Raw genomic sequence first — 12,131 nt, 5'->3', positions numbered from 1 at the left:
TTGCGGCCGCTCCCGGGCGCGCCAAAGAGGCTGCTTTTGACCGATTTCTGCCTATCGCGACCAGCTTACAACGACCCTTTTTGGACGTCGGATAGATTCGTGAGCTAGCTGCTGTTTGGCGTTCCGGTTCAATAGGCGCTCAGTTTGCCGCCCTCGTCGACACTGTGCGTGCCACCGCGCGCGCTTCTGTCGACCATTGCGATGATCGTTTCGAAGAGTTCGTCCTGCGCCTGCTCGGGTGTGATTTCTCCGGTTGCGGCAGCATGGGACAGGGCCTCGGCCGCACCGAGCATCGCCCGAAGACTCGCGGGCGCGATAGCACCCTCTCTGGTAAATGGGGAGAGGGCCATCCGGCACTTGTTCATGAAGATCGCTTCGTATTCGCGCTTGATCTTTTCGAGCTCCGGTGAACTGGCCAACGCCGCGATCACGCCGGGTATCTCGTTGCCCTGGAGAAGCACGCAGTCGACGTAAGACGATGCGATGACCGTCGCAGTTTCCAGCAAGGTGGGTTCGCTCGTCTGAAGCGCGGCGTCCATGAGTGCGGTCTGGCGAGCATCGAACTCCTGATAGAGCGCCGCCAGCAACCCGGGCCTCGTGCTGAAATGATCGTAAACCACGGGTTTTGTCACGCCAGCTTGTTCGGCAAGCCGTCCAAGCGTCAAGGCTTCCGTGCCTTCCTCCCGGACTAACCGCCAGGCGACGTCCAGCAATTGGCGTTGCCTCTCTTCTCTTGACATGCGCCGACGCGGCTTCGGACTGGAATCCTGCTTTCTTGTCTCAATGCTTGACATGGCTATATACCAAAAGTAACTTAATAACGTAACTTACCATGAGTATATAAGGTTCGCCCTCACGCCCTCAATCACTCGCAGGAGTTTTCGACATGCACGCACTCATCGTTGTTGCTCATCACGATCCCCAGTCCCTCACCCATAGCCTCGCTGCGCAAGTCGCCGAAGGCTTATCCCTGGCCGATCCCGGCAACTCCTTCGAAATCGCGGATCTCTCTGCGCAAGCATTCGATCCGAGGTTCACCGCGGCTGATCTCGCTGTCCATCACAGGGAGGCACCGCCCCCCGCCGATGTTGCCGCCGAGCAGGCGCGGATCGATCGCGCCGACGCCCTTGTGCTGGTCTATCCCGTCTACTGGTGGTCGATGCCAGCGCTTCTCAAGGGATGGATCGATCGCGTGTTCGCCAATGGCTGGGCGTTCGATTTCAGTTCAGATGCCAAGCTGGTGAAGAAGCTTCGCCACCTGCGGGTTCATCTTGTCGGTGTCGGCGGCGCCGACGGGGGAACCTATGAGCGGCACGGCTATGCCGACGCCATGAAGACGCAGATTGACCATGGGATCTTCGATTATTGCGGCGTATGCGTCGTGACGTCCGAACTCCTGCTCGAATCGGAAACGCAGGATTTGACTGCTCATATGGACACTGCACGAGCTCTCGGTCGAGAACTTTTCACTGTATCGAAGCGATGCAGTAATAACGGGACAGATTTATTGCCCATGGCTTGAATGCCCGCTTCTGGCCGATTACTGCCTGACACGAAGTGCCGATCGACCCAAAGCGGACGATCACATTCACTGTTACTAGCAGCTTAGCCAGACAACTGATGAGTTTTCTTTCATTCAACGAGCACTCAAGCCCAAAGCAGCAGGGCCGATACAACTGTCCGTGTAACCACCAAAAAAACCCTCAGTAAGGATACCCACGTGGGCGTTTCGCAAGCGGCAATCGCATTCCGTACTCCGCAGATCGACTTTAATCCTCAGCAGGTGGTGTCTGATCTGTTCAACAAGCGCGCTGAGGTGCTCGATCAATGCCCCCCGCGCTTCGACACTCGCCAGATTAATGATGTGGCTGTTGAGCAATACGGCGATATCTGGGTGATCAGCAGCGACGCGCTGACTATGCCGCTGCTGGAAAATCCTCACTATAACGCCAGGGAATTGCATCGAACTCTGGGCTCGCCAGCAATGATCATCCCGTTCTGCCAGTACGACTCCGGAGGCACCTACGGCTACGCGTTCATCGAGAACGGAGTTCTCACGCGATCACGACTGCATTCATGCGATAGCCCGGTGCAGCAATTCGGGCCCTTGAAACCGTTTGAAGAACGCTGGGCATCAGCTGAGTTTTACTTTGAGGAAGATGATTGCCCTGAGGATGAGCGGCAAAAGATCTACTATCTGGGCGACCGCGAGGTGGAAGTGCCAGAATTTGGGTTAAGCAACCGTTTGAGTTATGAAGCGTTGAGCGAATACCTCGGGATTTGCCCGTGGGACAATGCCCTCAAGCCGCGTATCTGGTACCTACGTCTTCATGACCTGCCACTGCCGCGCAAGCTATGGTGGAAATTCTGGTAGGCGGCAACGCGATAAAATCATTCGACGCTTCTTCACTGTTGGTTCCTGATGCCGAATGCCTGCTTCTGGCTGACCTCTGCCTGTCGCATGCCTTGCTCCGCGTCCATTTTGGTTTGGGAAAAACCAATGCACTTGGTGGTTTGAATGCAAACCGGTTAGCGGTGGAATGCGATTCACAACCTCGGGCGCCACATCAAAATTCGGTCAGATTGCAGCGCTCATGACTTCCTGGCCAACTTTCAAACGTCCACTCAGAAATCCCACCGGTCGCAATTGTCAGTGCCCGAGATTGACCGCAAGCAGTCTTCGACGTTAACTGTATAAATGTACAGTTATGGCTTAAGATATTTCTCATGAGCGTCACCATCCTCGGCCCCTTGGCAGCAGGGGGAGTTCAGCTTCCCTTTTACTCGTTCAGAGTCCCAGCGGGTTTTCCCTCTCCAGCAGCCGATCATCTCGAGCAGCATATCTCCATCGACGAGATCTTGGACATTCGGGCGCCGCATATCTACCTGGTACGGATAGAGGGCAGCAGCATGGAAGGCGCAGGTATTTTCGATGGCGACATGGCGGTGGTTGATCGCTCGATGACTGCTGAGCACGGGCATATCGTCATTGCTGCAGTGAACTCTGAGCCGGTATGCAAGCGTCTCTGCAAACGAGGCCCCAACATCATCCTGATGTCTGAAAACACAGGTTACCCGCCGCGTTACATCCTCGAAGGCGACGAGCTGATCATTTGGGGCGTTGTGACGTTTAGTGTGCTTGCCCATGATCCAAAAGCCTGAACCCGTTTTCGCACTGATCAACTGCAACAGTTCCGGGGCGTTACTAACAGTTAGTTTCGATTTTATGTAGAGAATACAGTCGGTTAGGCTAGGTAACTTTTTTTCATATTTTTTGTTTTCAGGTAGTTGTCGACCACGTTAATCGGGCTCTGCATGCCCTCTTTACATCCACTATCCTTGTAGCTCCCAACATCAGGTATGGAGGGACATGGCAGGACTCCACGCGGCAATCCAGTTTCTGGCTGGGGAGTTGCACAGAATTGCCCGCCCGTTTGCATTCGACCTGACCAGTCCTTTGGGCCGGATTCGACCAGCACGCTTCTTGATCATGTTCGGCAGAAGACGACCCAATGCGGACGCTGACCAGCATTTGGCTAAGGGGCGGGCTTTAGCCCGTCCCAGTGAGCGAAGCGAACGGTTTGAACCAATTGTTATGCATGTTTTACTAGCCGTTTCTTTAAATGATACAGGTTAGTCCCGATTGGTCGATCCTCAAGAACACCATAAATCTCATACCCATGCTGCTCATAGAACTGTTTAGCATCAACGGTTTTTAAGAATGCAACTACTGCCCCATTGTTGGCGCCAATCGTTTCTGCTTTTTCCAATAGCATAGAACCGACTTTTCTACCGCGATGAGATTCCTTAACCCAAAAGGTATCAATTTCTAAGCCATCCCAGTAACAATTACAGCTTATTGCACCGATGTAGTCGCCTACTTCATCGTGTGCAACCACCATAAATATTTTATCTTCCGATTCTGGCGGTATATTTGGATATTGAATTTGAAGATATTCTGAAAACTTATCATTCAGAACTCCTTGATCCTTTTCTGTTGGAGAATCCAATATATCAATCTTGATTTCCACTTTGTTGCTCCGATCATTCAACTTTGAGGTGCCGTACGGCTTTTGGCATAACAATAAATTTTGCGACATGCGATGTCGCATAACATTCCATGTTCATGCGTAATCCCTTGAACAATCAAAAAATCGAGTCTGTAAATGCGACATCAAGAAGGGGGAAAACGGCATATTTTTTTGCACATTACTGACGTATTAGCTGCGTGTCCATGGTCTGCTTTTGGCCGTTCTCTGTCGGTCACGGCCACGAAGCATGCTGGTCAAATCCGATGCAATCGGTGGTCAGGTCGAATGCAAACAGGTGGTCAAGTGAAGTGCAATTTCGCATCTGGCGGCTCGGAACAAAAATTACAGACCGTTTGATCTGTGGGTCACGTTTTATGGGCGGGGCCTGAAAGACGTGGTCAATCTGCTTGATCCTCAAACTGGTCGCCGTGCTCCAGCCACCGAGTCTAAAACTGGCAGCCGCAAGCCACGCCGAGTGAAGGTCTACTAGAATCCAGAATCTGGCGAAGTTGTAGAAACCAAAGGCGGCAACCACAAAATTTTGAAAGAGTGGAAAGCGAAATACGGTTCTGACACCGTCGAGTCCTGGCTGACCAAGTGATTTTGGTTTGAGTACAAAAGGGCCTTTTTGGCCCTTTTTTTTGGAGATCATTGAGAGTCGATCTTTTGAGTTCTCCGGCAAAACGAAGGGCGGGCCGAGATGAATAAAGGAGAGGTCGCCCGCATCAAGCTGTTTTTCGCATCAGTTGTACTATGTGGTTGCTCTAAGCCTTAGATGTGAGAACGACCGGGGTAAGCTGGACTTTTCCGAAGCCTTTTACTGCTACGATCACTAATAAAGCTCCCATGATAGTAATCCAAGTGACTTTATTTCCGAATGTGAGGTAGTCCAAAAGCATTGTGATTACTGGAACCATGTAGAAAAGTACGCCGACCTTGCTTGCTGAATTTTTCGCTAACATACGGAATAAAAGTAATACGGCCAATGTTGATACTACAATCGTCATCCATGTGGCTGAGACTATAAATGTGGGGGTTAAGTTAAGTGTTATCTCGGTGAAAGGGAGTAGTAATAGAAAAATGCAAGATGCGGTCAGAGCTTGGTAGAAAGCTGCGATAACAGGATCGATTACGGACTTCTTCTGCATAACTGAACCGGCGCTTATAGCTATGACAGATATCAGGCCGAAGAACAGTCCAAGCATGGTTACGGCACCAAGGTCGCGCGCCCCAAAAATAGCGATTGTCAAACCTGTCAATCCAAGAAGTAAATAAAAACATCCTACTTTGCCTATTTTTTCATTCGCGAATATCGGGGTTAAAATTGGTTGAAGGCCTAAAATTATTGCAAGAACCCCTGGAGTTAATTTGTAGTTGAGGGCTAAAAAGTAAGCCGTCTGATAGACTACTTGCAACAAGACGCCAATCAGTATTGCTCGTAGCAGCAAGCGTTTTGGCAATAACAATGTCTCTTTTAATCCGCGCTCGCCTGCAATTAAGGCGCATACGATAATCAGCGCCAAACTAGCACCTACGGAGCGTATAGTGAGGAATACGGAAACAGACGCATCCTCAAGCCCTAGCTTGACGAATATGGCTCCGCTACTCCACATTAAGAGAAATAGTAATGGTGAATATTTTTCTAAAGTGTTCATAGCGAAGCTCCAGATTACACGTTCCAGTCGTTTATTGTATAGCGCTCACCCATGTCTCTTTTCTCAATAAGATATCGACGCAAAGACTTAGCCTTTTTAATGATTTCGCCATTGTTTGCCTGCTCTGCGGCACTAATTATCCAGTCGTAGCAAGATGATACTGGCAAATCATAAATGAAATGATATTTGGAAAGAGCGAATATTATATCTTTGAAAGTAAAGCGATTGATAATTTTTGATGTCGCGGCAATTACCTCCTTTTTATTGATTTCTGAGAAGGGTTCGCGTTTTATATGGAAGGAGTTGCGATAGGGGTCAAGCGAGGAAGGGGCAGCAAAAATATCGGTATATTCAAACTCGCCCTCATACATGAAGTCCAGGCAGAGAAACATACGGCTTTTCAGTCCGAAATTCACAGCTGCATGGCTGATCCCCGCGTCCAAAAACCAGACTTCACCTGCCATCATTTGGAAAACGCCACGCTCGTCAGAGTGGAAGGCTTCGTCGTTATTCTCAAGGGCTACGAAAACCCGGAAGTAGGTTGTCGCTTTATCAAGCTCAACAAAGTCGCGGTGCGGTATAACCAAGCCGTCGACGAGGCTTCTAGCGCGGATCATTTTGAGGTTGTCGAGTTTAAAATGCTGCGATACCAGATTTTGGATGCCCGGACAAAGTTTCGCATGTTCAGTAGGAAAGCATTGCTCGGTATTCCTGTATTGAGTGTCCGATGCGTCGCCGCTTGCGTTATAAATAGAAAGGTTTTTCCAATACCCTTGGCCAAACTCATCATATTCTTCAGGCTGCTTAGTGACCGAGTTAAGATATTTAACGTCGGTTTCTAAGTCGTAAGCACTGATGTTGATTTTTCCGATAATCTTTGACGCCATCATTTGACTCCCTATTAATTTAGGCTTCGATAGTAAGCCATAGATTGACTAGCTACGCGTTAATAATTATGATATGCCCTATCTCGGAATGTGATGATGGATTATCAAAATGAATTTGGACATGAATCAGCTACGTGCATTTGTCACCGTTGCCGAGCTTAAAAGTTTTTCCAAGGCATCCCAGAAGTTATGCCGCGTCCAATCTGCTATCAGTCAGCAAATACAAAAACTTGAAGGCCATCTAGGTTCAGATCTTTTCGTTAGAGGTAAGCGAATGCTGGAGCTGACTGCTCATGGCGATAGTATGCTTGCTTATGCAATAAAAATTTTGGAAGTTAATGATCAAGCAGTAGCAAAATTAACTGATAAATCTTACAAGGGTGTGGTTAGAGTTGGGACGTCTGATACTTACGCATCTAACTACTTCTCGGAAATTATAAAGTGTTGTGCAGACCGCTTTCCTGATATTGAAATCGAGGTGCATTGCGGATACAGCAGTCAAATTTGGCAGAGCTATGAAGTTGGCGAGCTTGATGTTGTGCTGACGCAGGGATGCCCGTCGAGCGTACCGTCGGAACTCCTTCACTCAGAACCCCTGAAATGGGTTTGCACTTACGAGAGCAAAATTGTTGAAAGAAATCCTGTCCCTCTAGCGCTTTTTACTAAGGGCTGCGGAGATAGAGACTTAATATTAAACGCTTTAAATCGAGTCAAAAAGGCGTACCGGATAAGTTATCATAGTACAAGCCATGCTGGGATTCTCGCGGCCTTGTCGTCTGGCTGTTATGTATCTGCTGTGTTGTTGAGCACTGTTCATGACGAGCTTCGTGTGTTGGGCGAGTCTGAAGGCTTTCCACTAATAGGTAATTTAGATATTTCGCTTGCCTATCATGATAAATCGAAAGGCTCACTCTCAAGTTTATTTGCGGATATATCGAGGAGCTATTTTCAATCATTGAGTGCGGGCCATGTTATCTGTTCAACCAAGCGTGCGTGCGCGACTTGATGTACAAAAAATAATTCGCCGTTTTTTGGATTTACCTGTGAGCGGAGCAATAATTCAGCTGTTCACCTTCGTGCTTGGGGAAGGCAAAGCGAACGCCCTCCATATTTAGGTATAGGGTGTACTGTGATGCCAACTCGGAGATTCGAGAGAGGAGAGGTGTATGAACGTCTTCATTAGTCAGTAGTTGGAGGTTTCGAGAATTATCGCGCCGTCGCTAAGAGAGCTGTGACGCTGCTAGGCCACACACCTAAAATGAGTGAGGAGTTCGGCGCAAGACCGTACTCGTCTCAGGCAGCGTGCATGATGGAGGTCGATAAGACTGATTGTCATGAGCATATGATTCTGACTCTGAAGGGCGAAGTGCTCTACCCGGAGAGTTTCAAATACCCAGAGGTCGAGTGCCAGCTATACGCAGAATCCTCGATTGATGCAAGACATAGAATCCTCCAAAGGGAATCGGGTCTATGGCAGCAAGCGGGAAACGGCTGGTTGCGTATGTAGCAGTGCCTCGCGAGCGGATTGACGCCCTGGTTGGTGCGGCTGACCGACTTCTTTCCCTCGAGTTGAATGCCACCCCGTTGCACTACCGGCGTGCGCTGATTATGTCGATTCATTTGGGTACAGAGCCGGAGCCCGATTGGTGATCCCATTGCCGGCTAACTGGATGCCCTTTTGATGGGGGCAAGGGAGCAGCCTCGTAGTGTTGAGGAGGTTCTACGTTTCGTACCGACTGAGCCGCATAGCTAGCTGGCAAGCCAAGAAGAGCCTGGACGAACTAAGGGTAACCAGCCTTGCTCTATCATTCTGACCACCAGTCCTTTTCTGTACGTGCCATCCCATAGCCGTTGAACCAGCTTTCAATTTCGACGGTGAGCCAAGTGACAGATGAAGTGTTTGGGTGGAGTGGGTCGAGAAGGTTCGCTTGCGATGTAGCCCAGGCCACCCACAGCGCAGTTTGTTGCTGGGTTTGCTCTGAGGTATCGGCATTGGCATCGCAGGTCGCCTGGATGAATGCGACTGAGCCCTTGCTGGTCGATATCTGGCTCGTGGCTAACCTCGTCTGCAGATGAAACTCAGCAGATGAAAATTAAAAAGGTGCCTAACGTCGGCACCCAAAGCCCGACTCTCAACCAAAGGGGAACACACGTGCTGATTATTGGAGTCGGCCTCTACGTGGGCTTTCATGGTTGGATCGGCTTGAACGCATAACCATCGCGATTTGAAGCAATGGAAGACAGAACATGGCTCAGATACAGTCGAGTGGTGTCTGACCAAGTAATTTTGGGTTGAGTACAAAGGGGCCTTTGATGGCCCTTTTCTTGGTTTGGCTTTTGCTGCGCCGGCAGCGCTCCGAGCAGTAGCGAACTTCCTCCCAGCAGCGTGCCCATTTCTTTCTCCATGTGAAGGGAAGGCCGCAGGTGACGCAGGTTTTGACTGGAAGCTCACTTTTTTTCACAACGACTCACCGTTGTCTAATTTGTCGAGCAACAACTGGCCGCGTTGCCATAGCGCCTGCCGTTTGGATTCATCCATGCGGTCGAGGTTTTTATAAATCATAGCCATGCGTTGATTGCCGCGCAGGCGGTCGCCGTGACGCATCAGGAAGTGCCAATAGAGCGCGTTGAAAGGACAGGCGTCTTCTGTGGTGCTTTCACTAACCTTGTAGGCGCAGCCACGGCAATAGTCGGACATGCGCTTGATGTATCGGCCGCTCGCGCAGTAAGGCTTGGAGCCTAGATAGCCACCGTCGGCGTGCATAACCATGCCCAGAGTATTGGGTAGCTCCACCCAGTCGAAGGCGTCCATATAGATCGCCAAATACCATTCACATATTTGACTCGGTGCGATACCGGCGAGCAGGGCGAAATTACCGGTCACCATCAGCCGTTGGATATGGTGAGCGTAGGCATGCTCCAGGCTCTGGCCGATGGCTTGGCGCATGCAGTTCATCTGTGTCGCGCCCGTCCAATAGAACTCTGGAAGCGACCTCGTATTACCGAAGGCATTGCCATGGGCATAGTCAGGCATCTTCAGCCAGTAGACGCCTCGGACATACTCACGCCAGCCGATCAGTTGTCGAATAAAGCCCTCGGCGGCGTTGAGTGCAATGCTGCCTGACCAATACGCAGACTCCACATCGCTGCATAGCTGGCGGAGATCCAGTAAGCCAATATTTAGCGCCGCGCTTATGCGGGCATGAAACAGAAAGGGCTCATTGCTAGCCATAGCGTCTTGATAGTCGCCGAAGGCTGCCAACCCCCAGTCGAGGAAGTAATCCCATAGGGCCTGAGCTTCGGCTTGGGTTACCGGATAGTCGAACGTGTCGAGGGCCCCATAGTTGTCAACACCGGTTGAAAACTGACCCACCCTACCGAAGTAAAACTGACCCACCCCGACGGTGTTTGAGGTCTGTTTATTTCTGTGGCGAGGCCGTTTCTCTCGGCACCACCTGACCTGATTTCAGCTTGTCCTTCAGTCGATAACTTTGTCCGCTGACCTGGACGATATGCGCATGGTGCAGAAGCCGATCCAGCAGCGCAGCGGTCAGTGTCGAGTCGTCCGCGAAGGTCGTTGCCCACTGGCTGAACGGCAAGTTGCTGGTCAGCACCAAGCTGCCATGTTCGTACCGTTTGGCGATCACGTTGAAGAACAAGTTGGCTTCGTCACGGCCAAACGGCAAATAGCCGATCTCATCAATCACCAGCAGTTTCGAGCGTTGAACAACGCGACTGAAATACTGAGCTAGGCGCCCTTGATGGTGCGCGGCGACGAGTTGCAAAGTCAGGTCGGCGGCAGAGATGAATCGGGTGGAAATGCCTGCCATGATCGCCCGATGAGCCAGAGCGCTGGCCAAGTGTGTTTTGCCAACGCCCGACGGCCCCAGCAGTACGACGTTTTCCTTACGCTCGATGAAGGCCAGCCCGGCCAGTTCCAGGATTGGGCTCTCATCTTGAAATCCAACTGGCGTCGGCGCCCCCATCTGTGTAAGCGGCTGGCTAATACGCCTGTACATTGCTTTCACGTCAATTCACGTTCTCTGCATCAGCCTCTCAAATCCCTGTCGGCAGGAGTGCTGATTATTTTCTGGGGAGCGATGCGATCATTTGATCAAAGGCCGTCACCGAATATCTCCCATCAAGGTTTTCCACGGTGGGCATTTTTGAAGGAAGCCCGAATCGCACTCTGCCGGGTAGCACTTCATCCATAGCTGAGTACCAGGTCAGCAGAGCTTGTTGGAGGCGCACATGTAGCTCGAATCTACTCCGTCGGCGGGTGGTGTCTGCTTTGGCTCGTTCTCGCGCGAGCTGAGGATCTATGCGGCCAACAATGTAACAGTCAGCAAAGCCAATACGTCCTTGTGCGATCGTTTCTCTTGTGGAGTCCAACTCTATTCGCCAGTCGTGTTCGCTCGTCTCGCCGATCTGCCAAAGGCTCCAAATGTAGTGGAGCTTGAGAGGGGCACTGTCACACAAAGCCCACGAAGAAATGTCTTCCATGGCCAACGCTTTTTGCCAGCGATCCACGTTTCGCTCTGCCCAAAAAGTTGCTGCTCCGACTGGATCCTTTATCCGATCCGGCTCGTTTTCAAAACGGCCATTTTCAGGAATGACATGTTGCCCTCCATGCTTAGCGCACCAAGTGGTTTTCCCGCTGGCGCTGATACCTTCAACAACCAAAATCATCGTTATGACTACTCCGTTGATTGCGCCATCCTTGTAAATCCCAAAGCATGGGGGGCTTACGTGGTTTCTGCCGCCACCCACGCATGCGGCAGCAGTTGCCCGATCTCACTCGCTCGCTGTGTCGGCAGCCGCATCAGCACATCTTTGAGATAACTGGCAGCCACCTAAACTTTAACCTAAGGACATAGAATGCTCATTGTCTTCAGCGGCCTTCCAGGTACCGGAAAAACGACTATCGCAAGTGAACTTGCCACCAGAACAAGTGCCGTGTATTTGCGTATCGATACGATTGAGCAGGCTATTCGAGACTCCGGTGCTCTTGCACTAGATGTAGGACGGAGCGGTTACATGGTCGCCAATGAGCTTGCTCTGAGCAATCTTCGTTTTGGCAGCACGGTCATAGTTGACTGTGTTAACCCAGTAATTGAAAGCCGAAAGGCGTGGAGCGATATCGCCACACGCTCTGGTGCTCCATTAGTGAACATCCAAGTGATCTGCTCTGATAAACATGAACACCAGCGCCGGGTAGAAACCAGAAAGATTGATATTCCTGGGCTGACTCCACCAACCTGGCAATCTGTACTGGATCATGAATATGAGGCGTGGGAAAGCGCTCCGTTTAATATAGACACAGCCCTGACGTCTCCGGCGCAGGCGGTGGCGATGATCACCGAACGATTTTTATCCAAGGAGTAGTGCCAGCTAAAAACCCAAGGTCGCAAGGTGTGATTAGCAGACGCTTACATGGAGAGGTCGCACCTTCGGTCTTAAGCCCGGCTCGATCTCGCGGCTTCAGGTGATGTGTCCAGGTATGCGTTTCCAGCTTGGCGGAGGACTCTGAAGTTCAGCCTGATGTACTGGTTCAGCGA

11 protein-coding genes and 4 pseudogenes are annotated in these 12,131 nt (G+C 50.8%); 6 read left to right on the top strand and 9 right to left on the bottom strand.

Annotation, left to right across the window (positions count from 1 at the left end; genetic code table 11):
* Window positions 1-128: 128 nt before the first annotated feature.
* The gene (locus tag ACYZTM_RS00330) at window positions 129-794 is read right to left on the bottom strand and encodes a TetR/AcrR family transcriptional regulator (protein ID WP_461986299.1); all 666 of its coding nucleotides are present in this window, start codon (window positions 792-794) and stop codon (window positions 129-131) included.
* Between the two features lie 92 nt (window positions 795-886).
* On the opposite strand from ACYZTM_RS00330, the gene ACYZTM_RS00325 reads away from it, so the two are divergent.
* The 3 genes from ACYZTM_RS00325 to ACYZTM_RS00315 all read left to right on the top strand — a co-directional run bounded on the left by ACYZTM_RS00325 (window position 887) and on the right by ACYZTM_RS00315 (window position 3,162).
* Window positions 887-1,522, top strand: coding sequence for an NAD(P)H-dependent oxidoreductase (locus ACYZTM_RS00325; protein WP_461986297.1), 636 nt, complete (start codon window positions 887-889; stop codon window positions 1,520-1,522).
* A gap of 198 nt (window positions 1,523-1,720) precedes the next feature.
* Window positions 1,721-2,374 (top strand): hypothetical protein, encoded by a 654-nt coding sequence (locus ACYZTM_RS00320; RefSeq protein ID WP_461986295.1) that lies wholly within the window; start codon window positions 1,721-1,723, stop codon window positions 2,372-2,374.
* Window positions 2,375-2,727: 353 nt separating this feature from the next.
* Window positions 2,728-3,162 carry a LexA family protein gene (locus ACYZTM_RS00315; protein WP_461986293.1) on the top strand — a complete coding sequence of 145 codons (435 nt, stop codon included), beginning with the start codon at window positions 2,728-2,730 and terminating at the stop codon, window positions 3,160-3,162.
* 431 nt (window positions 3,163-3,593) lie between these two features.
* Here the strand turns inward: ACYZTM_RS00315 and ACYZTM_RS00310 are convergent, their stop codons facing one another.
* Window positions 3,594-4,031: a GNAT family N-acetyltransferase gene (locus tag ACYZTM_RS00310; RefSeq protein WP_461986291.1), complete on the bottom strand. Its 438-nt coding sequence runs from the start codon at window positions 4,029-4,031 to the stop codon at window positions 3,594-3,596.
* A 373-nt stretch (window positions 4,032-4,404) separates the two neighbouring features.
* On the opposite strand from ACYZTM_RS00310, the pseudogene ACYZTM_RS00305 reads away from it, so the two are divergent.
* Window positions 4,405-4,632: pseudogene (locus ACYZTM_RS00305) on the top strand (histone-like nucleoid-structuring protein, MvaT/MvaU family); the annotation flags it as partial.
* A gap of 163 nt (window positions 4,633-4,795) precedes the next feature.
* Here the strand turns inward: ACYZTM_RS00305 and ACYZTM_RS00300 are convergent.
* Both ACYZTM_RS00300 and ACYZTM_RS00295 read right to left on the bottom strand, forming a co-directional pair.
* Window positions 4,796-5,686: a DMT family transporter gene (locus tag ACYZTM_RS00300; RefSeq protein ID WP_461986289.1), complete on the bottom strand. Its 891-nt coding sequence runs from the start codon at window positions 5,684-5,686 to the stop codon at window positions 4,796-4,798.
* A gap of 14 nt (window positions 5,687-5,700) precedes the next feature.
* Window positions 5,701-6,576: an aspartyl/asparaginyl beta-hydroxylase domain-containing protein gene (locus ACYZTM_RS00295; RefSeq protein WP_461986287.1), complete on the bottom strand. Its 876-nt coding sequence runs from the start codon at window positions 6,574-6,576 to the stop codon at window positions 5,701-5,703.
* A 118-nt stretch (window positions 6,577-6,694) separates the two neighbouring features.
* Between ACYZTM_RS00295 and ACYZTM_RS00290 the strand changes: the two genes are divergently transcribed.
* Window positions 6,695-7,579, top strand: coding sequence for a LysR family transcriptional regulator (locus tag ACYZTM_RS00290; RefSeq protein WP_461986285.1), 885 nt, complete (start codon window positions 6,695-6,697; stop codon window positions 7,577-7,579).
* A 1,181-nt stretch (window positions 7,580-8,760) separates the two neighbouring features.
* Here ACYZTM_RS00290 and ACYZTM_RS00285 read toward each other — a convergent pair.
* The 5 genes and pseudogenes from ACYZTM_RS00285 to ACYZTM_RS00265 form a co-directional block, all read right to left on the bottom strand.
* On the bottom strand, window positions 8,761-8,967 hold the full coding sequence (locus ACYZTM_RS00285; protein ID WP_461989291.1) for a hypothetical protein: 207 nt from the start codon (window positions 8,965-8,967) through the stop codon (window positions 8,761-8,763).
* Window positions 8,901-9,035 (bottom strand): annotated as a pseudogene (locus ACYZTM_RS00280) (DUF2256 domain-containing protein); the annotation flags it as partial. The gene ACYZTM_RS00285 and the pseudogene ACYZTM_RS00280, both read right to left, overlap by 67 nt.
* A pseudogene (locus ACYZTM_RS00275) lies at window positions 9,032-9,919 on the bottom strand (cryptochrome/photolyase family protein); the annotation flags it as partial. The pseudogenes ACYZTM_RS00275 and ACYZTM_RS00280, both read right to left, overlap by 4 nt.
* A gap of 73 nt (window positions 9,920-9,992) precedes the next feature.
* Window positions 9,993-10,523, bottom strand: a pseudogene (gene istB, locus ACYZTM_RS00270) (IS21-like element helper ATPase IstB); the annotation flags it as partial.
* A 133-nt stretch (window positions 10,524-10,656) separates the two neighbouring features.
* Entirely contained in the window at window positions 10,657-11,262 is a 606-nt protein-coding gene (locus tag ACYZTM_RS00265) for a hypothetical protein (protein ID WP_461986283.1), read from the bottom strand.
* Window positions 11,263-11,451: 189 nt separating this feature from the next.
* Between ACYZTM_RS00265 and ACYZTM_RS00260 the strand changes: the two genes are divergently transcribed.
* Entirely contained in the window at window positions 11,452-11,958 is a 507-nt protein-coding gene (locus ACYZTM_RS00260; RefSeq protein ID WP_461986280.1) for an AAA family ATPase, read from the top strand.
* Window positions 11,959-12,131: the final 173 nt, after the last annotated feature.

Source organism: Pseudomonas sp. MDT2-39-1 (assembly GCF_054898085.1).
The sequence above is the reverse complement of the archived record's forward strand: the minus strand, read 5'-3'. Positions and strand labels throughout refer to the sequence as shown.

Coding starts and splice junctions, on each gene's coding strand:
- ACYZTM_RS00330 (WP_461986299.1), bottom strand. CDS start 794: ATGTCAAGCATTGAGACAAGAAAGCAGGATTCCAGTCCGAAGCCGCGT.
- ACYZTM_RS00325 (WP_461986297.1), top strand. CDS start 887: ATGCACGCACTCATCGTTGTTGCTCATCACGATCCCCAGTCCCTCACC.
- ACYZTM_RS00315 (WP_461986293.1), top strand. CDS start 2,728: ATGAGCGTCACCATCCTCGGCCCCTTGGCAGCAGGGGGAGTTCAGCTT.
- ACYZTM_RS00300 (WP_461986289.1), bottom strand. CDS start 5,686: ATGAACACTTTAGAAAAATATTCACCATTACTATTTCTCTTAATGTGG.
- ACYZTM_RS00295 (WP_461986287.1), bottom strand. CDS start 6,576: ATGATGGCGTCAAAGATTATCGGAAAAATCAACATCAGTGCTTACGAC.
- ACYZTM_RS00290 (WP_461986285.1), top strand. CDS start 6,695: ATGAATCAGCTACGTGCATTTGTCACCGTTGCCGAGCTTAAAAGTTTT.
- ACYZTM_RS00285 (WP_461989291.1), bottom strand. CDS start 8,967: ATGGGCACGCTGCTGGGAGGAAGTTCGCTACTGCTCGGAGCGCTGCCG.
- ACYZTM_RS00265 (WP_461986283.1), bottom strand. CDS start 11,262: ATGATTTTGGTTGTTGAAGGTATCAGCGCCAGCGGGAAAACCACTTGG.
- ACYZTM_RS00260 (WP_461986280.1), top strand. CDS start 11,452: ATGCTCATTGTCTTCAGCGGCCTTCCAGGTACCGGAAAAACGACTATC.